This window comes from Streptomyces sp. NPDC046335, from assembly GCF_055587985.1.
The window spans coordinates 489,347-511,520 of sequence record NZ_JBVJFF010000003.1 but is presented as its reverse complement, the minus strand read 5'-3'; the positions used below and the strand labels follow the sequence as shown (position 1 = coordinate 511,520).

The following is a 22,174-nucleotide window of genomic DNA, read 5'->3' as shown; positions in this document are numbered from 1 at the left end:
CGCTGCTGCGGCTCCTTCACCAAGCAAGTGCGGGTTCTGACGCCGACCATTGTGGACTGTCCCACTGACAACGCCGACCACGACCCGTGCACCGGGCGTCGTCGGCCGGGACTACGCCGTGAGCGGACCGGGAACTTCGTGAGGTGTCGGCACGCTGCATACAGTGGCGGGACTCGCAGTAATTCTGCAGATTTCAGCGATCGAAGGGACGTACATGCCCATGGGTCACACGGCCACAGCCGAGGCCGGCTCCGGCGGCCTGACAGCGACCGAGCACCGGCTGGCCAATGGCCTGCGCGTGGTGCTCTCCGAGGACCACCTGACCCCGGTCGCCGCGGTGTGCCTCTGGTACGACGTCGGCTCACGCCACGAGGTCAAGGGGCGAACCGGCCTCGCTCACCTTTTCGAGCACCTCATGTTCCAGGGTTCGAAGCAGGTTTCGAACAACGGACACTTCGAGCTGGTCCAGGGCGCCGGCGGCTCGCTCAACGGCACGACGAGCTTCGAGCGCACGAACTACTTCGAGACGATGCCCGCCCACCAGCTGGAGCTGGCCCTGTGGCTCGAGGCCGACCGGATGGGCTCGCTGCTCTCCGCGCTCGACGAGGAGTCGATGGAGAACCAGCGGGACGTCGTCAAGAACGAGCGCCGCCAGCGCTACGACAACGTTCCCTACGGCACCGCCTTCGAGAAGCTGACCGCCCTCTCGTACCCGGAGGGCCACCCGTACCACCACACGCCGATCGGCTCCATGGCCGACCTGGACGCGGCCACCCTGGAGGACGCGCGCCAGTTCTTCCGTACGTACTACGCGCCGAACAACGCGGTGCTCTCGGTCGTCGGCGACATCGACCCGGAGCGGACGCTCGCCTGGGTCGAGAAGTACTTCGGGTCCATCCCCTCGCACGACGGCAAGCAGCCGCCGCGCGACGGCTCCCTCCCCGAGCGCATCGGCAAGGAGCTCCGCGAGGTCGTCGAGGAGGACGTACCGGCCCGCGCCCTGATGGCCGCCTACCGGCTGCCGGAGGACGGCACACGCGCGTGCGACGCGGCCGACCTGGCGCTGACCGTCCTGGGCAGCGGTGAGTCCTCGCGGCTCTACAACCGGCTCGTGCGCCGGGACCGCAGCGCCGTCGCCGCCGGGTTCGGTCTGCTGCGGCTCGCCGGCGCGCCCTCGCTCGGCTGGCTCGACGTGAAGACGTCCGGTGACGTCGAGGTCCCGGTCATCGAGGCCGCCGTCGACGAGGAGCTCGCCCGCTTCGCCGCGGAGGGCCCCACCCCGGAGGAGATGGAACGCGCTCAGGCCCAGTTGGAGCGCGAGTGGCTCGACCGGCTCGGCACGGTCGCGGGACGCGCGGACGAACTGTGCAGGTACGCCGTCCTCTTCGGTGACCCGCAGCTCGCCCTCACCGCCGTCGGGCGTGTCCTCGACGTCACCGCCGAGGAGGTCCAGGAGGTCGCCAAGGCCCGCCTGCGGCCCGACAACCGCGCGGTGCTCGTGTACGAGCCCGTGGCCGCCGCCGAAGGGGCCGAGGAGACGGCCGCCGACGGGACCGAAGAGACCGCCGCCGGCCAGACCGAACAGGAAGAGGAGGCGGCGAAGTGACGGAGGCCGCGACCATGCAGTTCCACCCGCAGCCACAGCCCGGCACGGCCAAGCCGTGGGCCTTCCCCGCGCCCGAGCGCGGCGCCCTGCCCAACGGCCTGACGGTGCTGCGCTGCAACCGCCCCGGCCAGCAGGTCGTCGCGGTGGAGGTCCACCTGGAGGCCCCGCTGGAGGCCGAGCCGAAGGACCTCGACGGCGTCGCCACGATCATGGCGAGGGCCTTCAACGAGGGCACGGACAAGCACTCCGCGGAGGAGTTCGCCGCCGAGCTCGACCGCTGCGGCGCCACCATGGACGCGCACGCCGACCACCCCGGCGTCCGCGTCTCCCTCGAAGTGCCCGTCTCCCGCCTCCCGAAGGCGCTCGGGCTGCTCTCCGACGCCCTGCGCGCGCCCGCCTTCGCGGACAGCGAGATCGAGCGCCTCGTACGCAACCGGCTCGACGAGATCCCGCACGAGGCGGCCAACCCGGCGCGCCGCGCCGCCAAGGAGCTCTCCAAGCAGCTCTTCCCGGCCGGCTCGCGCATGTCGCGGCCGCGCCAGGGCACCGAGGAGACGGTCACCGCCATCGACTCGGCGGCGGTGCGCGCCTTCTACGAGAAGCACGTCCGTCCGGCGGCGGCCACCCTGGTGATCGTCGGCGACCTGGAGGGCACCGACCTGGACGCGATCCTCGCGGACACCGTCGGCACCTGGACGGGCAGCACGGCCGAGCCGCGCCCCGTACCGGCCGTGACCGCCGACGACACCGGCCGCGTGGTCATCGTCGACCGTCCCGGAGCGGTCCAGACGCAGCTCCTGATCGGCCGCATCGGCCCGGACCGGCACGACCGCGTCTGGCCTGCCCAGGTCCTCGGCACGTACTGCCTCGGCGGCACCCTCACCTCCCGCCTGGACCGCGTCCTGCGGGAGGAGAAGGGCTACACCTACGGAGTGCGCGCCTTCGGCCAGGTCCTGCGCTCCGCCCCGGACGGCACGGGCGCCGCGATGCTCGCCATCAGCGGATCGGTCGACACGGAGTCCACGGGCCCCGCGCTCGACGACCTCTGGAAGGTGCTGCGCACGCTCGCCGCGGAGGGCCTGACCGACGCCGAGCGCGACGTGGCGGTGCAGAACCTGGTGGGCGTCGCCCCGCTCAAGTACGAGATGGCGTCCTCCGTGGCGGCCACGCTCGCCGACCAGGTCGAGCAGAACCTCCCGGACGACTTCCAGGCGCGGCTCTACCGGCAGTTGGCCGCCACCGGCACCGTGGAGGCCACCGCGGCCGTCGTCAGCGCCTTCCCGGAGGACCATCTGGTGACGATCCTCGTGGGCGACGCCGCGCGCATCGAGGAGCCCGTCAGGGCCCTCGGCATCGGCGACGTGAGCGTCGTACCCGGCTGAGCGGCGTCCCCGGCTGAGCGACGGGCAGCGACGCGGCCAGCCAGCAGCCAGCAGCAAGTCAGGACATGTCAGGACCCCGGTGGCCGTTTGGGCTGCCGGGTTCCTCATATGTCCGAATTACTATGGAGGTTGCCTGTCTGCCGTGTGGCGTGCGCTACAAAAGAGGCGTTCTGTTTGTCGTTCGAAAGACGTCACGTTTAGCGTCGGTCCGGCTGTTCGTCACGCAGTACGCCGCAGCCGCGGCACCGGACAGTCATCGCCGAGTCCCCGTACGGCGCGAGCCAGGGGAGCCGGGGACCCACATGTCCCCTGGGGTGAATCGGGAACCTTGCCGCGAGGTGAGGGGCCCGTAGGAGACCTTCCTGCTCCGAACCCGTCAGCTAACCCGGTAGGCGAGAGGGAAGGAAAGGACCAGCCGCTTCATGGCGTTCACCCGTGCCACCGGGAAGCACCGTCGTCCGAGCCGCCTCACGCGCACCACGGCGAATGCCGCGGGCGTCGCCGCGCTCACCACCACCGGTGTCATCGGAGGCCTGGCAGCTCCCGCGCTCGCCGCCGCCGATGACGCGGCCATCGAGCACACCGGACTCACCCAGGCGATCTCCGTCGGCGACACGCTCGCCGAGAGCATCGACGCGCAGGCCGCCGCCCAGCACCAGGCCGCCGAGGAAGCCGCCGCCGCCAAGAAGGCCGAAGAGGCCGCCAAGAAGAAGGCCGCGGAGGAGAAGCGCAAGGCCGAGGCCGAGGCCAAGGCGAAGGCCAAGAAGGAGCGCGAGGAGAAGGAGCGCGCCGCCCGCGAGGCCGAGCGCAAGCGCCTGAACACCTACGTCTCCCCGATCTCCGGTTCCTACGTCTCCACGGGCTACCAGACCGGCGGGGCCATGTGGTCCTCCGGCAGCCACACCGGCGTCGACTTCCACGCCGCCTCCGGAACCCCGGTCCACGCGGTCGGCTCCGGCACCGTGGTCGAGGCCGGCTGGGGCGGTGCCTACGGCAACAACGTGGTCATCAAGATGAACGACGGCACGTACACCCAGTACGGCCACATGTCCTCCCTCGGCGTCACCGTCGGCCAGGCGGTCACCCCCGGACAGCAGATAGGCCTCTCCGGCTCCACGGGCAACTCCAGCGGCCCGCACCTGCACTTCGAGGCCCGCTCCGGCGAGGAGTACGGCTCGGACATCGACCCCGTCGCCTACCTCCGCGCGCACGGCGTCAACGTCTGACCGGCGTCGTCCACGTCGTACCCGACCGGCGCCCCGACGCCGTACCGAAAGCCCCGGCTCACGAAGAGCCGGGGCTTTCGGCGTCTGGCCAAAAGATATCCATGAATTCCGTCCCCCGTCGGAAAACGCGTCGTCCTGCAATAGAGTCACGGAAAGAGCGTCAATCGACCGCGTCGCGCGGGGATCAAGGCGGAGGTCCGGTCATGCGCATTCCCGCGCACTCTGTATGCACGGCGATACGGGACGACATCATTTCCGGCGTCCATGAAAGAGGCGGCCGGCTCACCGAAGACCTCCTCGCGCGCCGCTACGGCGTCTCCCGCGTCCCCGTGCGCGAGGCCCTGCGCACCCTGGAGGCCGAGGGGTTCGTCGTGACGCGCAGGCACGCGGGCGCGTGTGTCGCCGAGCCCACGGAGCAGGAGGCCGCCGACCTCCTGGAGCTTCGCCTGCTGCTCGAACCGCTGGCCGCGGCACGCGCGGCCCGGCGCCGCACCGACGCCCACCTCAAGGTCCTGCGCGGCCTCGTCAGGGTGGGCCAGGAGCGCCGCAGGAAGGGCCAGGGGGAGGATCTGGGCTCGCTGGGCGGCTGGTTCCACGAGACGCTCGCCCAGGCGTCCGGCAACCCGGGGCTGATCGCGCTGCTCACCCAGCTCCGGCAGAAGACCGCCTGGATGTACGTCGTCGAGCCCTCCGCCGCGCCGGACGAGGCCTGGGCCGAGCACGCGGCGATCGTCGACGCGGTCTCCCGCGGGGACGCGGAACGGGCCAGGGCGCTCACCGCGGCGCACGTGGAGCGCGCGACGTCCGCGCACAGGCCGCGGCCCGCCGGGCGCGCCCAGCGCGTGAGGGATCCGCAACGTGCCGTAAACACGGCGAGCCTTTTGAATTAACGCGGACGCCGTATACAGAAGTGGACGCGTATACAGAAGTCGTGCGCTTTGCCGAGCGCGCGCATTTCGCATCGCCCAGGGAATTCTGTACCCGGAACCGCGACTGCGAATCCCGGCACCCCGGATACGGCGGGACAAGCGAACGCCCGCCGTATCCGCATACGCCGAAGGGCCCACCCCGCATCAGGGTGGACCCTCCGGTCGGTGCTGCTCGGTTCAGACCGTCTCCGGGAGCTCCTCAAGGCCCTCGGCGACGAGCTTGGCCAGACGGTCGAGGGCGGCGTCCGCACCCTCGGCGTCGGAGGCGAGGGTGATCTCCTCGCCGCCCTGGGCGCCCAGGCCGAGCACCGCGAGCATGGAGCCGGCGTTCACCGGGTTGCCGTCGGCCTTGGCGATCGTCACGGGGACGCCGGCGGCCGTGGCCGCGCGGACGAAGATGGAGGCGGGTCGGGCGTGGAGGCCCTCGGCCCAGCCGACGTTGACGCGGCGCTCAGCCATGTGTTGCTGCCCTTCCAGGTGTTTCACACTTGTCTAGACCAGTGTCTCATGTCGACACGGGTGCTCTGCCGACCGTACGCCCTGGTCATCCGGCCGTGCGTCACCGGCCGCGCGTCACCGGTCGCCCGGGGCCCCCGCTCCGCCACGGTCCATACGGCCCCGCGCCCCGTACCCTGGCCCCATGCAGACCCCGTCGGATCAGCAGGAGCGGCACGACTACCCCGCGCACTGGGAAGCCGATGTGGTGCTGCGCGACGGAGGCACCGCCCGGATCAGGCCCATCACGGCCGAGGACGCGGACCGCCTGGTCAGCTTCTACGAGCAGGTCTCCGACCAGTCGAAGTACTACCGGTTCTTCGCGCCCTACCCCCGCCTCTCCGCCAAGGACGTGCACCGCTTCACCCACCACGACCAGGTGGACCGCGTGGGGCTCGCGGCGACGGTGGGCGGCGAGTTCATCGCCACCGTGCGCTACGACCGCATCGACGAGCGCGGCATGGCCGCCCGCGCGCCCGCCGACGAGGCCGAGGTCGCCTTCCTCGTGCAGGACGCCCACCAGGGCAGGGGAGTGGCCTCCACGCTCCTCGAACACATCGCGGCGGTCGCCAGGGAGCGCGGCATCAGGCGCTTCGCGGCCGAGGTGCTGCCCGACAACACTAAGATGATCAAGGTGTTCACGGACGCGGGCTACCAGCAGAAGCGCAGTTTCGAGGACGGCGTCGTGCGCCTGGAGTTCGACCTGGAGCCGACCGACCGCTCGCTCGCCGTGCAGCGCGCCCGTGAGCAGCGCGCCGAGGGCCGGTCCGTGCAGCGTCTGCTGACGCCGGGCTCGGTCGCGGTCATCGGCGTGGGCCGGGCCCCCGGCGGGGTCGGCCGCAGCGTCCTGAGCAACCTCCGCGACGCCGGGTTCGCCGGGCGCCTGTACGCGGTGAACAGCGCCTTCGAAGAGGGCACGCGGATCGAGGGCGTGCCCGCACACCCCTCCGTGACGTCCGTGGCCGAGCCCGTCGACCTCGCCGTGGTCACCGTGCCCGCCGACCGCGTGCCGCAGGTCGTCGCCGAGTGCGGCGAGCACGGCGTGCGCGGGCTCGTGGTGCTCTCCGCCGGGTACGCGGAGAGCGGCGCCGAAGGGCGCGAGCGGCAGCGCGAACTGGTGCGCCAGGCGCGCTCGTACGGAATGCGCATCGTCGGCCCGAACGCCTTCGGCGTCATCAACACGTCCCCCCAGGCGCGGCTCAACGCCTCGCTCGCCCCGCAGTCACCCGCGCGCGGGCGCATCGGCCTGTTCACGCAGTCCGGGGCCATCGGCATCGCGCTGCTCTCCGGGCTGCACCGCAGGGGCGCGGGCCTGTCCACGTTCATCGGCTCCGGCAACCGGGCCGACGTCTCAGGCAACGACGTCCTCCAGTACTGGTACGAGGACCCGGACACCGACGTCGCGCTGATGTACCTGGAGACCATCGGCAACCCGCGCAAGTTCACCCGCCTCGCCCGCAGGGCGGCGACCGCCAAGCCGCTCGTCGTGGTCCAGGGCGCCCGGCACAGCGGCATCGCGCCCACCGGGCACGCCGTGCAGGCCACGCGGCTGCCGTACGCCACGGTGTCGGCGCTGCTGCGTCAGGCGGGCGTCATCCGCGTGGACACCGTCACGGAGATGGTCGACGCCGGGCTGCTGCTCGCCGGGCAGCCGCTGCCGTCAGGGCCGCGGGTGGGCATCCTCGGCAACTCCGAGTCGCTCGGGCTCCTCACGTACGACGCCTGCATCGCCGAAGGGCTGCGACCGCTGCCGCCGCGCGACCTGACCACGGGGGCCACCCCTGCCGACTTCCGGGCCGCGCTCGCCGAGGCGCTGTCGGACGACGGGTGCGACGCGGTGATCGTCAACGCGATCCCCTGGGTACGGGAGGACAAGGTCGCCACCGACCCACAGACGCTGGCCGACGAGTTGAGCGCCGCCGCCGCGGGGTGCCCGGCGAAGCCCGTGGCCGTGGTCCACGTGGAGCTCGGCGGCCTCGCCGAAGCCCTGGCCGCCGCGGCCAGGACCCGGCCCGACGCCCCCGCTCCGGCCCCCGGCGGACAGACCGGCCGCCCCGCGCCCGCAGGCCACGCGCCCACGGAGACCCCCGCGGGCCCCGCCCCCGAAGCCGGCCCCGCCCCGGAGCACCCGCACCGCATCCCCGCCTACCCCGCCGCCGAGCGCGCCGTCCGTGCCCTCGCCGAAGCCGTCAAGTACGCCCAGTGGCGGCGCGAGGCGGCCGAGCCCGGCAGGGTGCACGAGTACGACGACATCGACGAGAGCGGGACCGCCGACCGCATCGCGGAGCTGCTCGCGGGAGAGGACGGCCACCGTGGCCTGACCCTCGCCACGGCCGACGCCGACGAACTGCTCGGGCGGTACGGCATCCCCGTACGCGAGGCACTGCCCGCGCCGGGCCCCGACGAGGCCGTGAAGGCCGCGCGCAAGCTCGGCTACCCCGTGGCCCTCAAGACCACCGCCCCGCATCTGCGGCACCGCGCCGACCTCGGCGGAGTACGGCTCGACCTTGCCGACGAGGAGCAACTGCGACGGGCCTATCAAGAGTTGATCGACCTGTTCGGAAAGCCGGCCGAGCTGCGGCCCGTCGTACAGGGCATGGTGCCGAGAGGCGTCGACACCGTCGTGCGCGCCGTCATCGACCCGGCGGCCGGAGCGGTGCTCTCCTTCGGCCTCGCGGGCGCCCCCTCCAAGCTGCTCGGCGACACCGCGCACCGCCTGATCCCGGTCACCGACCGTGAGGCGGCCTCTCTGGTCAGGTCCATCAGGACCGCCCCGCTCCTTTTCGGCTGGCGCGGCTCGGCCCCCGTCGACACCCCGGCGCTCCAGGAGCTGCTCCAGCGGGTCTCCCGGCTCGTCGACGACCATCCGGAAGTGGCCGGCGTCTCCCTCGAACCCGTGGTCGTGGCCCCGCGCGGCCTCTCCGTGCTCGGCGCTTCGGTCCGGCTCGCACCCCCGCCCGCCCGCGACGACCTGGGCCCGCGGACGCTCCCCGGCTACTGAGAACGCTTCCGGGCGCGGAGCCGCCCACGGGGGGCCGTGGGCCCCGCGCCGGGCCGTAGGATGGACGGCATGGCAAAGACCGGTACGACGACCCAGGGGCTGCGCGCGGCGATCGAGCGCAGTGGCTACTACCCGGCCCTCGTGGCCGAGGCCGTGGAGGCCGCCATCGGCGGCGAGGCCATCGGGTCGTACCTGGTCCACCAAGAGACGACGTTCGACGCCAACGAAGTGCGCAGGCACGTCACGGTCCTCGTGCTGACCGGCACCCGCTTCATCGTCAGCCACACCGACGAGCAGGCGGCGGACGGCACCTCTCCGACGCCGTACGCGACGACCTCCACGGAGTCGGTCAAGATCGGCCGGATCTCCTCGGTCGTCCTCAGCCGCGTCGTCGCCAACCCGGAGAAGTACGTCCCCGGCACACCGCCCCGCGAGGTCGTCCTGACCATCGGCTGGGGCGCGGTCTCCCGCATCGACCTGGAGCCCGCGGCCTGCGGCGACCCCAACTGCGAGGCCGACCACGGGTACACCGGCAGCTCCACCGCCGACGACCTCAGCCTGCGCGTCAGCGAGGCCGGTGACGGCCCCGACGCCGTGCGGCAGACGCTCACCTTCGCCCAGGCGCTGTCCGAGGCCACCGCGGAGACCGCACGCTGATGTCGCTGCCCGCCTGGGACGACGTGGAGCCGCTCGCCCTCGACACCGCCCCCGTGCCCGCGTACGGCTCGGGATCGCTCGCCGACCTGCTGCCCACGCTCGTCGCCCACCAGGGCGTGCCCGGCCACACGCCGGCCATCGCCGAGCTCGCCCCGGCCGACCGCAACTGCGTCTTCCTGATCGACGGCCTCGGCTGGGAGCAGCTCAAGGCGCACGCCGCCGAGGCGCCCTTCCTGAGCTCGCTGATGCCGGGTTCGCGGGGCGGTACGGGAGAGCCGATCACCGCCGGTTTCCCCGCCACCACGGCGACGTCGCTCGCCTCGGTCGGCACGGGCCTGCCGCCCGGCGTGCACGGCCTGCCGGGCTACACCGTGCGCGACCCCGCCACCGGCGAGCTGATGAACCAGCTCCGCTGGAACCCGTGGACCGACCCGCGCGCGTGGCAGCCGTACCCCACCGTCTTCCAGCAGGCCCACGAGGCGGGGGTGCACACCGCTCAGGTCTCCGCGCCGGCCTTCGAGAACACCCCGTTGACCAAGATCGCGCTCAGTGGCGGCACCTTCCGCGGCAAGCTCTCCGGCGAGGACCGCATGGACCTCGCCGCCGAGCAACTGGCCGCGGGCGACCGGTCGCTGATCTACACGTACTACGCGGAGGTCGACGGCAAGGGCCACCGCTTCGGCGTGGACTCCGACGCCTGGCGCGGCCAGCTCATGTACGTCGACCGGCTCGCCCAGCGCCTCGCCGAGCAGCTGCCGCCGCGCAGCGCCCTGTACGTCACCGCCGACCACGGCATGCTCGACATCCCCTTCGACGAGCGGTCCCGCATCGACTTCGACGAGGACTGGGAGCTGCGGGCCGGCGTCGCCCACCTCGGCGGCGAGGGCCGCGCCCGCCATGTCTACGCGGTGCCCGGCGCGCAGAGCGACGTCCTGACGGTCTGGCGCGAGGTGCTCGGCGAGCAGTTCTGGGTCGCCTCCCGCGACGAGGCGATCGCCGCGGGCTGGTTCGGTCCACACATTGATCAACGTGTGTACGAGCGCATCGGCGATGTCGTCGCCGCCGCGTACGACGATGCCGCGATCATCGCCACGCGACGTGAGCCCAACGAATCCGCACTGGTCGGCATGCACGGCTCCATGACCCCCGTCGAGCAGCTCGTCCCCCTCCTCGAAGTACGGTCGTAGCCGCACCTCCCGGCCCCACCCCGCAAGCCCCGAAAGGTCTTCAACCTCCCATGCCCGAGCTCGTGTTCTTCTCCGGAACGATGGACTGCGGAAAGAGCACTCTGGCTCTCCAGATCGGGCACAACCGGTCGGCTCGGGGGCTCCAGGGTGTGATCTTCACCCGGGACGACCGCGCGGGTGAGGGCAAGCTGTCCTCACGGCTGGGACTGGTGACGGAGGCCGTCGAGGCGAACGAGGGAATGGACCTGTACGCGTACCTGGTCGCTCAGCTGACCAAGGGCGGCAGGGTCGACTACGTGATCGTGGACGAGGCGCAGTTCCTGTCCCCGGACCAGATCGATCAGCTGGCCCACGTCGTGGACGACCTGGAGATGGACGTCTTCGCCTTCGGCATCACGACGGACTTCCGCACCAGGCTGTTTCCCGGTTCGCAGCGGCTGGTCGAGCTGGCGGACCGGATCGAGCAGCTCCAGGTCGAGGCTCTCTGCTGGTGCGGAGCCCGTGCCACGCACAACGCGCGGACCATGGACGGCGAGATGGTCGTCGAGGGGGCCCAGGTCGTGGTCGGTGACGTGAACCGGCCGATGGGGGAGACCGGTTACGAGGTTCTCTGCCGCCGTCACCACCGGCGCCGTATGACGGCCGCGTCCGCTCGCGTGGGCGCGCTGTCCCCGGACGTTCTGCCGGTGTCGTCCGCCTGACGCCGCGGCGGCCGTGGCCGCCACGGCCGCCCGCCGGTCCCGCACTGAGGCAGTATGGGCGCGTGAGGGCATCGCCCTGATCGCGAAGTCCTCGCGGCCCGACGGCACTTGTGCCGCGGGCCACGCGGCCGCGCTGCCGCCGGACGAGAAAGGCACGACGGTTGACTGAGGAGAGGACGGTCCCGGTCCCGTCGTCCTGGATGACGCTGTCCGGCGGGCTCGGACGCGCCGTCGCCCGGGCGTGCGACATCGGACTCGCGCTGGTGGTCCTGGTGGCGGCGGGGTACTACGACGCCGACTACGACATGCTCCTGGGCACGCTGATGGCGCTGTGCCTGCTGGCCCGCAGACGGTTCCCCGGCACGGTCATGGCGGCCGTCCTGGCGCTGAGCGTCGTCCAGTTCGTCCTGCACGGGCCGTCCGACTCTCCGTCGGCGTCGGCGCCCGCCTCGTACAACGTGGCCGTGCTGTTCGCCATGATGTCGGTCATCCACCACTCCCGGACCACCTGGATGCCGTATCTCGCGGGCGCCGTGGTGCTGCTGGCCACGGGGATCGGCATGGTGGGGGTGCCGGCTCTCGGCATCGAACCGTTCTCCGATCCCCAGACGCTCCTGACCTTCTGGGGACTGACGCTGACCGTCTGGCTGACGGCCTTCGCCCTGCACACGCGGCGCCTCTACGCCGAGAGCCAGGCGGCCCGCTCCCGGGCCGTCGAGCGGGAACAGGAGCAGCGGGTCCGGCTCGCCGCGGCCCGGGAGCGGGCCGAGATCGCCCGTGAACTGCACGATGTGGTGGCACACAGTCTGGCCGTGATGATCCTCCAGGCCGACGGCGCCGAGTGCGTGCTGCGGAAGTCGCCGGACATGGCGGAGTCCGCGCTGAAGGCGATCTCCGCCACGGGCCGGGACGCGATCGACGACATGCACCGCATCGTCCGGGTGCTGCGCGAGGGGAACCCGGACTCCGCCGACAGCAGCCCGCCACGGCGGCTGGTCAGCCTCGACGAGATCAAGGTCGTCGCCGAACGCGCACGGGCCGCAGGGCTGACCGTGGACGTGTCGGTCGAGGTCGGCGAAGGACGCCTGTCGTCGGCGGAGGAGATGACGGCCTTCCGCATCGTCCAGGAGTGCCTCACTAACGTGCTCCGCCACGCCGGATCAGGGGCCGGGGTCGACATCCGGCTCCATGAGGAGCAGGGCACACTGCTGATCAGCGTGGTCGACGACGGGGCGGGCACCCTCGCGGGCCGCGGCATCGGCGGACACTCCGGAGGGAACGGACTCGTGGGGATGCGGGAGCGGGTGGAGCTCGCCGGCGGAACCTTCGAGGCCGGCCCCCGGCTCGGCAGCGGATGGCACGTACGTGCCTCGATTCCGACAAGGACGAAGTGATGACGCAGGCAGACAGGCCGATACGGGTGGCCGTGGTGGACGACCAGCCGCTGATCCGGGCCGGCTTCTCCATGGTGCTTGCCGGTCAGGACGACATCGAGGTCGTCGGTGAGGCGGAGAACGGGGCGGACGCCCTCGAACTGCTGCGAAAGATCGAGGCGGACGTCGTCATCATGGACATCCGCATGCCCGTCATGGACGGCATCCAGGCCACGGAGCAGCTGATGCGCCTGGACGATCCGCCCGGCGTGCTGGTGCTGACCACCTTCGACAACGACGAGGACGCGTTCGCGGCGCTGCGCGCCGGAGCCGGCGGCTTCCTGCTGAAGAACGCCCCCGCCACGGAGGTCGTGAACGCCATCCGCGTCCTGGCCGCCGGGGAGTCGGTGGTGGCGCCGCGCATCACCCGGCTGCTCCTCGACCGGGTCTCGGACCGGCTGGCACCGGCGAACGGACAGGCCGAACGGCTGGACGGTCTCACCGCGCGAGAGCGGGACGTGCTCGCCCTGGTCGCCCGGGGACTGTCCAACGCCGAGATCGCGGCGGAGCTGTATGTCGCGGGGGCCACGGTGAAGACGCACCTGGGCAACCTCATGGCGAAACTGCACCTGCGCGACCGCGCCCAGGCCGTGGCGTTCGCCTATGAGTCCGGGCTGGTCCGTCCCTCCCCCTGAGGGTGCAGAAGCGCCCCCGGGTTCTGCACCTGGGGGTGCAGGAACCACCCCGACCGACGTGCCAGATCCGCCGCCCCCGATCTCGGATTCGTGGCCGATGCCCGGCGGGCCGCCGAACTCCAGACTTCTCACTGTCGCCGAACGCGGCCAAGAAGACACTGGAGAACTTGATGAACACCACGGCCACCCCGCAGACCCGCAAGCGGAACCGCCTCGTCATCGGCACGGCCACGGCCGTGATCGCCGCGGCCCTGGTCGCAGGGGCGGGCTACTGGTGGCAGGACCGCGATGAGCTCAGCCAGTCGTCCGCCGAGGACTGCCGACTGGCGCAGAGCATCATCACCGAGGCCGAGGAGATTTCCACCGGCCCCGCGCCGGAGGCGGAGAAGTGGTGGAAGGAGACCGGCGACGAGCGCCGCGCGAAGATGAAGGACGGCTACCTCGGGGCCAAGATCTCCCAGTACGAGGGCTGGGCGCTCGCGACCGCCGAGAAGTCCCCCGAGGCGCCGTCCGCGAAGGACGTGAAGAACCTCCAGGGCGAGGCGCGGGGACACTGCTCGGATTCCGGCGTCACCTTGTCCATGCCGCCGCTCGGCTCCTGACCCGGAATGCGAGAGCCGTCACCCATGGCTGTCCACACCGCCGCCCGCGGCCACACACCGGACGACGTCATCACCGCCACCGACCTGGTGAAGACCTACCGTCAGGGCACCGCCGAGGTGCGGGCCCTCGACGAGGTCTCCGTCGGTGTCCAGAGGGCACGGCTCACCGCCGTCGTCGGCCCCTCCGGGTCGGGGAAGTCGACACTGATGCACTGCGCCGCCGGACTCGACACCGTCACCTCCGGCAGCGTCGTCCTGGACGGAACGGAGCTCGCAGGGCTCTCCGACCGGCAGCTGACCCGGGTGCGCCGGGAGCGGATCGGGTTCGTCTTCCAGTCGTTCAACCTGCTGCCGCAGCTGACGGCGTACGAGAACATCGTGCTGCCCGTCACGATGTCCGGCGGGCGCCCCGACCGCGAACTGGCGGACCACCTCTGCGAAGTCCTTGGCATCGCCCACCGGGTGTCGCACCGCCCCGCCGAGCTGTCCGGGGGCCAGCAGCAGCGGGTCGCCGTGGCCCGGGCGCTGGTGGCCCGGCCGGCCGTGGTCTTCGCCGACGAACCCACCGGCAACCTCGACTCCCGGGCCGGGGCCGAAGTCCTCGCCATCCTGCGCCAGTCGGTCGACGACCTCGGCCAGTCGGTCGTGATGGTCACCCACGACCCGACGGCCGCGCGGTACGCGGACCGGGTGCTGACCCTCGCGGACGGCCGCGTCGTGAACGACGAGCACACCGACGGCCGCGTCGTGAACGACGAGCACACCGCACCGGCCGCCGCGCCGGTGACCGACGTCATGGGGAGGCGGCCGTGAGAACCCCGTGGCGCGCGACCGTCCTCGGCTCCCAGGTGGCGGAACTCCTGCGGCGGCCCGGACGGTTCACGGCCACCGGACTGTCGCTGCTGATCGCGGCATTCGTCGTCTTCGGGGCCGTCATGGCCCAGCAGATCATCACCGCGACCGTCGTCGAGAAGTTCCGCGGAACCCCCGAAGCGGTGTCGCTGGTGGTCACGCCCGGCGACGGGGAGGACATCGGCGAGGCCCGCCTCCGCGAGGTCCGCAAGACGCCCGGGGTCACCGAGGCCGTCGGCAGGATCACCGGCGGCAGCCCGCTGGACGGCAGCGCCGTCGAACGCTACCTCGATCTGTCCGCGGACCCGGGCACCGGCGCCCTGGCGGAAGTCCGGCTGCTCAACGGCACGTACCCCTCCGGCCCCGGCCGGCTCGCCGTCAACACGCGGGCCGCGCGGGATTACGGTCTCGCTCCGGGATCGTCGCTCACCCTGCTGCGGCCCGAACCCGACGGCGAAGGCAGCCGGCGGGTGACGGTCGAGGTCACCGGCATCGTCCGCGGCACCGCCACGAACGAGGCGGGGCCGACGGGCTACGCCCCCGGCCCCCAGCTCGCAAAGATGCTCGGCGTGTCGGGCTACTCCCGCATCGACGTCCGCACCGACACGGCGCATCCGGCGGAGCGGATCCGGCAGGCGATGCCCGGAGCGCGGGTGCGGTCCGGGGACGAGGTGCGGGACGAGGAAGCCCGCGAGGCGGTGGTGAAGGCGAAGGACGTCCTGGAGCTGGTCACCGTCTTCCTCGCCGTCGCCGTCGGCGCGGCCGTCCTCGTCGCGACCTCCACCTTCCGCATCGTCTTCGCACGGCGCGTACGCCAACTGGCGCTGCTGCGCGCCATCGGGGCGACTCGGCGAAGGCTCGCGACCGCGCTCGTCGTCGAAGGGGCGGTGGTCGGCCTGCTGGCCGGCGCGACCGGTGTGCTGGCGGCCTGGGGCTGCGGGCGACTCACCCCTCCGATCGCCCGGCGGTTCGGGCACGACCTGTTCGCCCCCTCCCAGGTCCCGCTGACGGAGGCCGCTCTCACCGTTCTCGGCGTCGGCCTCCTGGCGGTCCTCGCGGTCCTGGCCCCGTCGCTGACCGCCTCACGGATCTCCCCGATGCAGGCTCTGCGGAGCGCGGCCACCGGGGAGGGCGCGGCGAGCGGCATCGGACGGACGCTGCTGGGGCTGGTGTGCGCGGCGGGCGCCGCGCTTCTCGCCTGGCAGCAGTACGACGGGCTGCCCCAGCCGGGCGACACGGAGTACGACCGGTTCACGGCGCTGACCGTCGTGGTGGTCTCGGGCGCGCTGGCCTTCCTGGCCCTGATCGCCCTCGGCCCCCGTCTGGTCCGGCCGGTGCTCGCGGCCGTCGCCGTGCCCCTGCGCCGCACCGGTGCGGCCGGCCGGCTCGCGGTCGCGGGCGTCGGGGGCGCGCCGGGCAGGGCGGCCTCGGTCTCGGTCGTCGTGGCCCTCGGCGTCTGCCTGGTCGGCTCGACTCTGACCTGCCTCGCCTCCCTGCAAGCCTACGATCGGCACCAGCAGGCGGTGGAGGCACCGGCCGACTTCCACCTGCACGCCAGAGACAGCGACTCGCTGGACCGGTCGCTCGCCGCCGATCTGACCTCTCGCCCCGAACTGGCCGACGTGACCGCGTTCCGCACGGCGGAGGTCATCGAGAGCACCCGCAGCGCGACGGTCTCCGACCTCGACCTCGGCACCGTCCGCTCCGGCGTGGGCCTGACCGCCCGTACGGGCTCCCTCGACGACCTCGAACCCTCCGAGGTCGTCGTGGACGCCGAGAATGCCCACCGGCTCGGCGTCGCAGCGGGCGACCGCGTGACGCTGAAGGTCAAGGGCCGCACCGTCCGCCTCACCGTGGCGGGGACGCTGCCCGGAGAAGGCCCGTACGGAGGGAACTTCTTCGTCCCCGCCGAGGCTCTCACCCGTATGGGAGCGGGCGCGGCGCCCACCACGGTCACCGCCAACGCCTCGGAGGGCGGCGCTCAGGGGCGGAGGGACGCGCAGCGGGCCATCACCGACACGTTGACCGGCCCTCAGCGCGGCGACGGCCGCGTCATCGCCGAGGACTCGGCCGGACAGACCGGTTCGGACGACCTGCGGACGATGGCCACGACAGTGATCATGGTCCTGGGGCTGACCGTCCTGGTGGCGGTCGTCGGAGTCGCGACCACGGCGAGCCTCACCGTCGTCGAACGCAAGCGCGAGTTCGGGCTGTTGCGGGCCCTGGGGCTCAGCCGGGCGGCCGTGCACCGCATGGTCACCGCGGAATGCGCGCTCTACGGCGTACTGGGAGCGGTCCTCGGTCTTGCCCTCGGCCTGCCCTACTCCTGGCTGGTGGTCCGTGTCGCCCAGACGAACGCCCCGTTCAGCGTGCCGGCCGGGGAGCTGGCGGCGGTCTTCACCGCCCTCGTCCTGGTGACCGCCGCCGCGGGAATGGTGCCCGCCCTCAGCGCCTCGCGGACCTCGCCGACAGTCGCTGTGGCCCAGGCCGAGTAGGCCCAGTCGGCAGAGTAGGCCGAGCAGCCGGAAAGCGGGCGGGCATGCCCACCAGAGGGCCTGGTGGTGGGCATGCCGCGTCGTCGGTATACCGCAGCCGTCCGCGCCAGGGAGCGTGCGTCAGCTCTCGCGGTCGGAGCGTACGACGGTGAAGACCGCGCCCTCCGGGTCGGCGACGACCGCCATCCGTCCGTAGACGTCGTCCCACGCGGGCCGGACCACATGGCCGCCGAGCTCGACGACCCGGCTCGCCGCCTCATCGGCGTCGGCGACCTCGAAGTACGTCATCCAGTGCGGGCCCCGGTCGCGCGGCAGCGCGTCGCCGACGCCGTGCATGGACGCCACAGGGCGCCCGTCGACGCACAGCCTCACGTAGTCGAAGTCGGCCGAAACCACAGCTTCTTCGGTGAAGCCGAAGACGTTCCGGTAGAACGGGAAGACGCCGGAGGTCTCCCGGGTCAGCAGCTCGTACCAGGCGGGCGCGCCCGGCTCGCCGACCACCGCCGAGCCGAGGTGACGGGCGGCCTGCCAGAGCCCGAACACCGCGCCCGTGGGATCCAGCGCCACGGCCATGCGCCCGGCCCGGCCCGCCGTGATGGGCCCGACGCCCACCGTGCCACCGCAGTGCCGTACCGCCTCGGCCGTCGCGTCCGCGTCGTCCGTCGCCAGATACGGCGTCCAGGCGATGGGGAGCTGACGGCCGGGCGGGAGCTGGCCGATGCCGGCCACCTCGTGGCCGTCCAGCAGCGCCCGCACATAGGGGCCGAGCTGTTCGGGTCCCGGACGGAATTCCCAGCCGAAGAGCGCTCCGTAGAACTCCTGGGTCGCTTCCAGGCCGTGCGCCATCAGGCTCACCCAGCAGGGTGTGCCGGGTGTGCTCGGACCGGCTCCCGCGCCGTCACGCCGTCCGGCGGACGCCCGTGCCTCGGTCATCGTCACCTTCTCCTCGGCCTTCGTGTGGGCCGCTTCGTCTTCTCCGTCGCGCGGGTGTGCCTTCGACGCACGCCCGCTGTCGCGCGGTGTGCCCTCGACGCACGCCCGCGCACCGTGCAGATGCTCGCACCACCCGTCGCGCCGCGCGTTCCGGCCGCGCCGCGTCGGCGGCTTCCCGCCTCCCGCGGAGGATGCCCGTTTCGCGGTCATCAATCCGCTGACCGCGGCCATCGATCCGCCGACGCGATCTGCCCGGTCACTGTCCGCTTCCTGTACGGCGAGTGCCGGAACCCGTACACCCTGTGTCCGGGCGAGGTCCGGCCGAGCAGGCTAGCCCGACCTCGGCCGCGCGGCCACCCCATGCGCAAGGATGGGCCCATGAACGCCATCATCTCCGTGACCGAACTCGCGAGCGACCTGACGGGCGAGAATCCGCCGGTCCTCCTCGACGTCCGCTGGCAGCACCAGGGTTCGATGCGATCCGCGTACGAGGAGGGGCACATCCCCTCGGCCGTCTTCGTCGACCTGGACGCCGACCTGGCGGGACCTCCCGGACCGGAGGGCCGGCATCCGCTGCCCGACGTGGACCGTTTCGGGGCGGTGATGCGGGCGGCGGGGGTCTCGGCCGACCGGGACGTGGTGGTGTACGACGGTGGCCAGAACTGGGCGGCGGCGCGCCTGTGGTGGATGCTGCGCTGGACGGGGCACACGTCCGTCCGTGTCCTCGACGGCGGCATCGCCCTGTGGACGGGCCCTCTGGAGCAGGGCGCGGGGCAGACGCCGGCCGAAGGCTCCTTCGAGCCCGCCCCGAACAGCGCGGACTACCTGGACGCGGATTCCGCGGCGGCTCTCGCCCGTTCGGGCCTGCTCCTGGACGCCCGTGCGGCCGAGCGCTACCGCGGCGAGGTCGAGCCGATCGACAAGGTGGCGGGCCACATCCCGGGCGCGGTCTCGGCGCCCACCACGGAGAACGTCGAGGAGGACGGCCGCTTCAAGCCGGCCGCCGAACTGGCCGACCGCTTCGCGTCGCTCGGCGCGGACGGCGGCACGGAGGTCGGCGTCTACTGCGGCTCGGGCGTCTCGGGCGCCCATGAGGTGCTCGCCCTCGCGGTGGCGGGCATCCCGGCCGCGCTGTATGTCGGCTCGTGGTCGGAGTGGTCGGCGGACGGATCACGTCCGGTCGCCACGGGCGCGGACCCGAAGTAGCGACCGGGCACACGCGCGGCGGCCCCGCACCTCGAAGGTGCGGGGCCGCCGCGCGTACGACGTGACTCCGACTACTCCTGCTTCTTGCGGCGCGTGCCGAAGACGATCTCGTCCCAGCTCGGCACCGCCGCGCGGCGCCCCGGGCGCACGCCGTCGGCCTCGGCCTGACGGTCCGTGGAGCCGACGAGGCGGTCGCGGTGGCTGGCCACCGCGCGCGGCATGAGCACGTCCGCGTAGGCCGCACCGGCACCGGCCGAAGCCGCGGGAGGCTCCTCGGCGTCGGCCTCCTCCTCGGGCTCGTCCTGCCCGGGCACGGGCGGCAGTTCCGTGGTGGACGCGACCGAGGGGCGCTCGGGCACGACCATGTCACCGCGGAAGCTGGGCACGGCCTCCAGGAGGCTGGTCAGCGAGTCGCGCTCCTGTTCGGCCACCGCGGAGCCCGCGCCGACACCCTCCTCCGGCGGCTCGACGGGAGCCGGAGGGATGCTCGGGCGGTCCATCTGCCGGTCGAGGGCACGGTCGAGCGGCCGGTCGAGAGGCCGGTCCCTGGGCAGCCGGGCGATGCGCGGCACGAACGGGAAGCTGGGCTCGGGCGCCGCGATGTCGTCGGTCTCACCGATCAGCGAGCGCGCCTCGTCGTCCACGGCCTGGACGAGCCGCCGGGGCGGGTCGTACGTCCAGCTCGCGGAGTGCGGCTCGGTCGCGACGCGGTAGACGAGCAGGACCTCCCAGGTGCCGTCGTCGCGGCGCCAGGAGTCCCACTGGACGGTTTCCTTGTCGGCGCCGCGAAGGAGCAGCCGCTCCTGGACGGCCTCGCCGAGCTGGGGCCCCGTGTTCTCGCCGGGACGGCGGACGGGGGTCTTCCGTGCGCGCTCGGCCATGAAGGCGCGCTCCGCGAGGACGGGTCCCTCGAAGCGGCGGACGCGGTCGACGGGGATGCCGGCGAACTGGGCCACTTCTTCCGCACTGGCACCGGCACGTATCCGCGCCTGGATGTCACGGGGGCGGAGGTGGCTCTCCACCTCGATCTCGATCTGGCCGAGTCGGGGCCGGTCACCGCGGACGGCCGCGCGCAACCGCTCGTCGATCGGAAGCGTGTACTCCGTGCTGTCCGCAGCTTTCAGCACCAGCCGTGTGCCGTCGTTGCTGACGGCCACGACACGCAGTTCGGGCATGGGGACCTCCCGGGTGGTGCCTGCCGACGTCACGTGCGTCGCTGCTTCCGCTAGTCGAGTGTGGCCTGCCCGGGTGCAGCCTGCCACAACCTTGCCGAGTTGCCCGGCGTGTCGGGCATGGGCCCTGCAGCGCCGTTATGGCACGGTTACCCTTTCGCAACCCTAAGTGACGAACTTCGCCACCCTGTGCAGCGAGCCCCCCACCCGGCGGTCCTTGGAGGCCCCGGGCATCCTGGCGGGAGACCGGACCCAGGGCTCGCAACAGTACTCCATTCGGGCCACGCGGGTGGACCGCCGCGCCGCCGAACTTCTCGTAGGGGAACGGAGTTGAACGCCTTCCCCGTTCCCGTGTTCGCACACATGCGTGGCGCACTTCACGGAATCACCCGAAACGGAACTAATCACTTCGCCCATACGTCCCTTTCTCGTGCAGTCAGTCGAGAAAGGCGAGAAAGGCAGGCAAGGGGCGGAGATGCGAGAAAAGCCGGATTACGGCAAGGAGTCGAAGGACCAGGAGGAGCCGAAGGAGAAACGGCGCCTCGATCTCAGCGTGCCGCAGGTGGCGGGCAGCGCCATCGCCGCGGTCGTGGCGGCGAAGCTCGCCTCGAACCTCGGTGTCTACGGGACGATCCTCGGCGCCGGCGTCGTGAGCGGTGTGGCGACCTGCGGCGGCACCATATTCCAGCACTTCTTCAGGCGTACGGGTGAACAGATACGCGTCGTGGCCGTCCAGGCCAAGCCGAAGGCGCAGCAGGTTCCCGTGGCCCGGGCCTCGTCGGTGCCCGACACTTTCAAGCCACCGGAGGCGTCCAAGATCTCCGGGACGTCCGGGGCGTCCGGGGCGGCTGGGACCTCCGCGACGCCTGTGACGTTCCAGACGGCCGCGCGCGCCGGGGCCACTGCCGCCGGGCCCGTGACCACGACGTGGGGCAGACCCCGGACCGCCGAAGCCGAAGCCGAAGCGGATGCCGACGAGACGACGGTGCTGCCCGCCGCCGGGGACGCGGACGCGGACCCCACCACGGTGCTGCCCTCGCTCGCCGCGGCCGACGCCACGCGCGTGCTGCGCCTCCCGGCCGAGGAGCCGGCCGAGGAGTTCACCGAGGGGACGACGCACCGCGCGCGCATCCGCAGCTGGAAGCGGCCGTTGATCGCGGCGGCCGTGGTGTTCGGCGTCTCCATGGGCGGCATCACCACGTACGAGCTGGTGGCGGGCAAGGACTTCAGCGGCGGCGACGGCACCACCATCAGCAACCTCACGGGTAACAGGCACACCTCTCCGAAGGAGCCGTCCACGCCCGCCGACGAACCGACGGGGCAGCCCTCGGACAACGGCACCTCGGGCACGGACGAGGGCACCCGAAAGGATGACGGCGACGCCACTCAGGACCCGGAGGGGACCGGCGGCCAGACCCCCGGCACGGGCGACGGCACCGACTCGGGCTCCGGCTCCGGTTCCAAGGACGCCGACGGGAACTCCGGCGGCGACACCGACAAGGACACGGGCTCCGACTCCGGGAACGACGACTCCCGTACGGACCCGACGCCGACGACGCCCCCGACGCCCACCCCGTCCAGCGGCAACGGCAACGGCACCGGCACCGGCACGGACACCGACGGAGGCGCACAGCAGGGCGAGACCGCCGCCCCGTAGGCGGG

Annotated in this window: 18 protein-coding genes and 1 riboswitch; of the genes, 15 read left to right on the top strand and 3 right to left on the bottom strand. The window is 72.4% G+C overall.

The window, feature by feature from the left end:
• The first annotated feature begins 214 nt into the window (after positions 1–214).
• The 4 genes from ACZ6JY_RS08920 to ACZ6JY_RS08905 all read left to right on the top strand — a co-directional run bounded on the left by ACZ6JY_RS08920 (position 215) and on the right by ACZ6JY_RS08905 (position 5,104).
• Positions 215–1,606: a M16 family metallopeptidase gene (locus ACZ6JY_RS08920; protein ID WP_469193714.1), complete on the top strand. Its 1,392-nt coding sequence runs from the start codon at positions 215–217 to the stop codon at positions 1,604–1,606.
• Positions 1,603–2,988, top strand: a complete 1,386-nt coding sequence (locus ACZ6JY_RS08915) for a M16 family metallopeptidase (RefSeq protein ID WP_469193712.1) — start codon at positions 1,603–1,605, stop codon at positions 2,986–2,988. Before ACZ6JY_RS08920 ends, ACZ6JY_RS08915 begins: the two co-directional genes overlap by 4 nt.
• 247 nt (positions 2,989–3,235) lie before the next feature.
• Positions 3,236–3,398: riboswitch (cyclic di-AMP (ydaO/yuaA leader) on the top strand.
• Between the two features lie 12 nt (positions 3,399–3,410).
• Positions 3,411–4,214, top strand: a complete 804-nt coding sequence (locus ACZ6JY_RS08910) for a M23 family metallopeptidase (protein WP_469193710.1) — start codon at positions 3,411–3,413, stop codon at positions 4,212–4,214.
• A 203-nt stretch (positions 4,215–4,417) separates the two neighbouring features.
• Positions 4,418–5,104 carry a GntR family transcriptional regulator gene (locus ACZ6JY_RS08905; RefSeq protein ID WP_469193708.1) on the top strand — a complete coding sequence of 229 codons (687 nt, stop codon included), beginning with the start codon at positions 4,418–4,420 and terminating at the stop codon, positions 5,102–5,104.
• A gap of 216 nt (positions 5,105–5,320) precedes the next feature.
• On the opposite strand, the gene ACZ6JY_RS08900 is transcribed toward ACZ6JY_RS08905, so the two are convergent.
• Positions 5,321–5,602, bottom strand: coding sequence for an HPr family phosphocarrier protein (locus ACZ6JY_RS08900; protein ID WP_062780101.1), 282 nt, complete (start codon positions 5,600–5,602; stop codon positions 5,321–5,323).
• A gap of 181 nt (positions 5,603–5,783) precedes the next feature.
• Between ACZ6JY_RS08900 and ACZ6JY_RS08895 the strand changes: the two genes are divergently transcribed.
• The 9 genes from ACZ6JY_RS08895 (at position 5,784) to ACZ6JY_RS08855 (ending at position 17,201) form a co-directional block, all read left to right on the top strand.
• Positions 5,784–8,639 (top strand): bifunctional acetate--CoA ligase family protein/GNAT family N-acetyltransferase, encoded by a 2,856-nt coding sequence (locus tag ACZ6JY_RS08895; protein ID WP_469193705.1) that lies wholly within the window; start codon positions 5,784–5,786, stop codon positions 8,637–8,639.
• A gap of 69 nt (positions 8,640–8,708) precedes the next feature.
• On the top strand, positions 8,709–9,296 hold the full coding sequence (locus ACZ6JY_RS08890; protein ID WP_447040439.1) for a DUF5998 family protein: 588 nt from the start codon (positions 8,709–8,711) through the stop codon (positions 9,294–9,296).
• The gene (locus tag ACZ6JY_RS08885; protein ID WP_469193703.1) at positions 9,296–10,483 is read left to right on the top strand and encodes an alkaline phosphatase family protein; all 1,188 of its coding nucleotides are present in this window, start codon (positions 9,296–9,298) and stop codon (positions 10,481–10,483) included. The genes ACZ6JY_RS08890 and ACZ6JY_RS08885 overlap by 1 nt, the downstream gene beginning before the upstream one ends.
• A 50-nt stretch (positions 10,484–10,533) precedes the next feature.
• Entirely contained in the window at positions 10,534–11,184 is a 651-nt protein-coding gene (locus ACZ6JY_RS08880) for a thymidine kinase (protein ID WP_469193702.1), read from the top strand.
• Between the two features lie 161 nt (positions 11,185–11,345).
• On the top strand, positions 11,346–12,578 hold the full coding sequence (locus ACZ6JY_RS08875) for a sensor histidine kinase (RefSeq protein ID WP_469193700.1): 1,233 nt from the start codon (positions 11,346–11,348) through the stop codon (positions 12,576–12,578).
• Positions 12,578–13,252, top strand: a complete 675-nt coding sequence (locus tag ACZ6JY_RS08870; RefSeq protein WP_469193698.1) for a response regulator — start codon at positions 12,578–12,580, stop codon at positions 13,250–13,252. The genes ACZ6JY_RS08875 and ACZ6JY_RS08870 overlap by 1 nt, the downstream gene beginning before the upstream one ends.
• Positions 13,253–13,422: 170 nt before the next feature.
• The gene (locus ACZ6JY_RS08865) at positions 13,423–13,854 is read left to right on the top strand and encodes a hypothetical protein (RefSeq protein ID WP_469193696.1); all 432 of its coding nucleotides are present in this window, start codon (positions 13,423–13,425) and stop codon (positions 13,852–13,854) included.
• 24 nt (positions 13,855–13,878) lie between these two features.
• Positions 13,879–14,667, top strand: coding sequence for an ABC transporter ATP-binding protein (locus ACZ6JY_RS08860; RefSeq protein ID WP_469193695.1), 789 nt, complete (start codon positions 13,879–13,881; stop codon positions 14,665–14,667).
• On the top strand, positions 14,664–17,201 hold the full coding sequence (locus ACZ6JY_RS08855; protein ID WP_469193693.1) for an FtsX-like permease family protein: 2,538 nt from the start codon (positions 14,664–14,666) through the stop codon (positions 17,199–17,201). The genes ACZ6JY_RS08860 and ACZ6JY_RS08855 overlap by 4 nt, the downstream gene beginning before the upstream one ends.
• Positions 17,202–17,321: 120 nt before the next feature.
• Here the strand turns inward: ACZ6JY_RS08855 and ACZ6JY_RS08850 are convergent, their stop codons facing one another.
• The gene (locus ACZ6JY_RS08850) at positions 17,322–18,134 is read right to left on the bottom strand and encodes a VOC family protein (RefSeq protein WP_469193691.1); all 813 of its coding nucleotides are present in this window, start codon (positions 18,132–18,134) and stop codon (positions 17,322–17,324) included.
• Between the two features lie 378 nt (positions 18,135–18,512).
• Here ACZ6JY_RS08850 and ACZ6JY_RS08845 point away from each other — a divergent pair, with 378 nt between their 5' ends.
• Positions 18,513–19,340 carry a sulfurtransferase gene (locus tag ACZ6JY_RS08845; RefSeq protein ID WP_469193689.1) on the top strand — a complete coding sequence of 276 codons (828 nt, stop codon included), beginning with the start codon at positions 18,513–18,515 and terminating at the stop codon, positions 19,338–19,340.
• A gap of 71 nt (positions 19,341–19,411) precedes the next feature.
• On the opposite strand, the gene sepH is transcribed toward ACZ6JY_RS08845, so the two are convergent.
• Entirely contained in the window at positions 19,412–20,515 is a 1,104-nt protein-coding gene (gene sepH / locus ACZ6JY_RS08840) for a septation protein SepH (RefSeq protein WP_469193687.1), read from the bottom strand.
• Positions 20,516–20,987: 472 nt separating this feature from the next.
• On the opposite strand from sepH, the gene ACZ6JY_RS08835 reads away from it, so the two are divergent.
• The gene (locus ACZ6JY_RS08835; RefSeq protein WP_469193685.1) at positions 20,988–22,169 is read left to right on the top strand and encodes a hypothetical protein; all 1,182 of its coding nucleotides are present in this window, start codon (positions 20,988–20,990) and stop codon (positions 22,167–22,169) included.
• Positions 22,170–22,174 lie beyond the last annotated feature (5 nt).

Bases quoted from the DNA above. Each gene is read 5' to 3' on its own strand.
- ACZ6JY_RS08880 (WP_469193702.1), top strand. From the start codon at position 10,534: ATGCCCGAGCTCGTGTTCTTCTCCGGAACGATGGACTGCGGAAAGAGC.
- ACZ6JY_RS08885 (WP_469193703.1), top strand. From the start codon at position 9,296: ATGTCGCTGCCCGCCTGGGACGACGTGGAGCCGCTCGCCCTCGACACC.
- ACZ6JY_RS08890 (WP_447040439.1), top strand. From the start codon at position 8,709: ATGGCAAAGACCGGTACGACGACCCAGGGGCTGCGCGCGGCGATCGAG.
- ACZ6JY_RS08870 (WP_469193698.1), top strand. From the start codon at position 12,578: ATGACGCAGGCAGACAGGCCGATACGGGTGGCCGTGGTGGACGACCAG.
- sepH (WP_469193687.1), bottom strand. From the start codon at position 20,515: ATGCCCGAACTGCGTGTCGTGGCCGTCAGCAACGACGGCACACGGCTG.
- ACZ6JY_RS08850 (WP_469193691.1), bottom strand. From the start codon at position 18,134: ATGACCGAGGCACGGGCGTCCGCCGGACGGCGTGACGGCGCGGGAGCC.
- ACZ6JY_RS08920 (WP_469193714.1), top strand. From the start codon at position 215: ATGCCCATGGGTCACACGGCCACAGCCGAGGCCGGCTCCGGCGGCCTG.
- ACZ6JY_RS08865 (WP_469193696.1), top strand. From the start codon at position 13,423: ATGAACACCACGGCCACCCCGCAGACCCGCAAGCGGAACCGCCTCGTC.
- ACZ6JY_RS08900 (WP_062780101.1), bottom strand. From the start codon at position 5,602: ATGGCTGAGCGCCGCGTCAACGTCGGCTGGGCCGAGGGCCTCCACGCC.
- ACZ6JY_RS08860 (WP_469193695.1), top strand. From the start codon at position 13,879: ATGGCTGTCCACACCGCCGCCCGCGGCCACACACCGGACGACGTCATC.
- ACZ6JY_RS08895 (WP_469193705.1), top strand. From the start codon at position 5,784: ATGCAGACCCCGTCGGATCAGCAGGAGCGGCACGACTACCCCGCGCAC.
- ACZ6JY_RS08905 (WP_469193708.1), top strand. From the start codon at position 4,418: ATGCGCATTCCCGCGCACTCTGTATGCACGGCGATACGGGACGACATC.
- ACZ6JY_RS08835 (WP_469193685.1), top strand. From the start codon at position 20,988: ATGCGAGAAAAGCCGGATTACGGCAAGGAGTCGAAGGACCAGGAGGAG.
- ACZ6JY_RS08845 (WP_469193689.1), top strand. From the start codon at position 18,513: ATGAACGCCATCATCTCCGTGACCGAACTCGCGAGCGACCTGACGGGC.
- ACZ6JY_RS08910 (WP_469193710.1), top strand. From the start codon at position 3,411: ATGGCGTTCACCCGTGCCACCGGGAAGCACCGTCGTCCGAGCCGCCTC.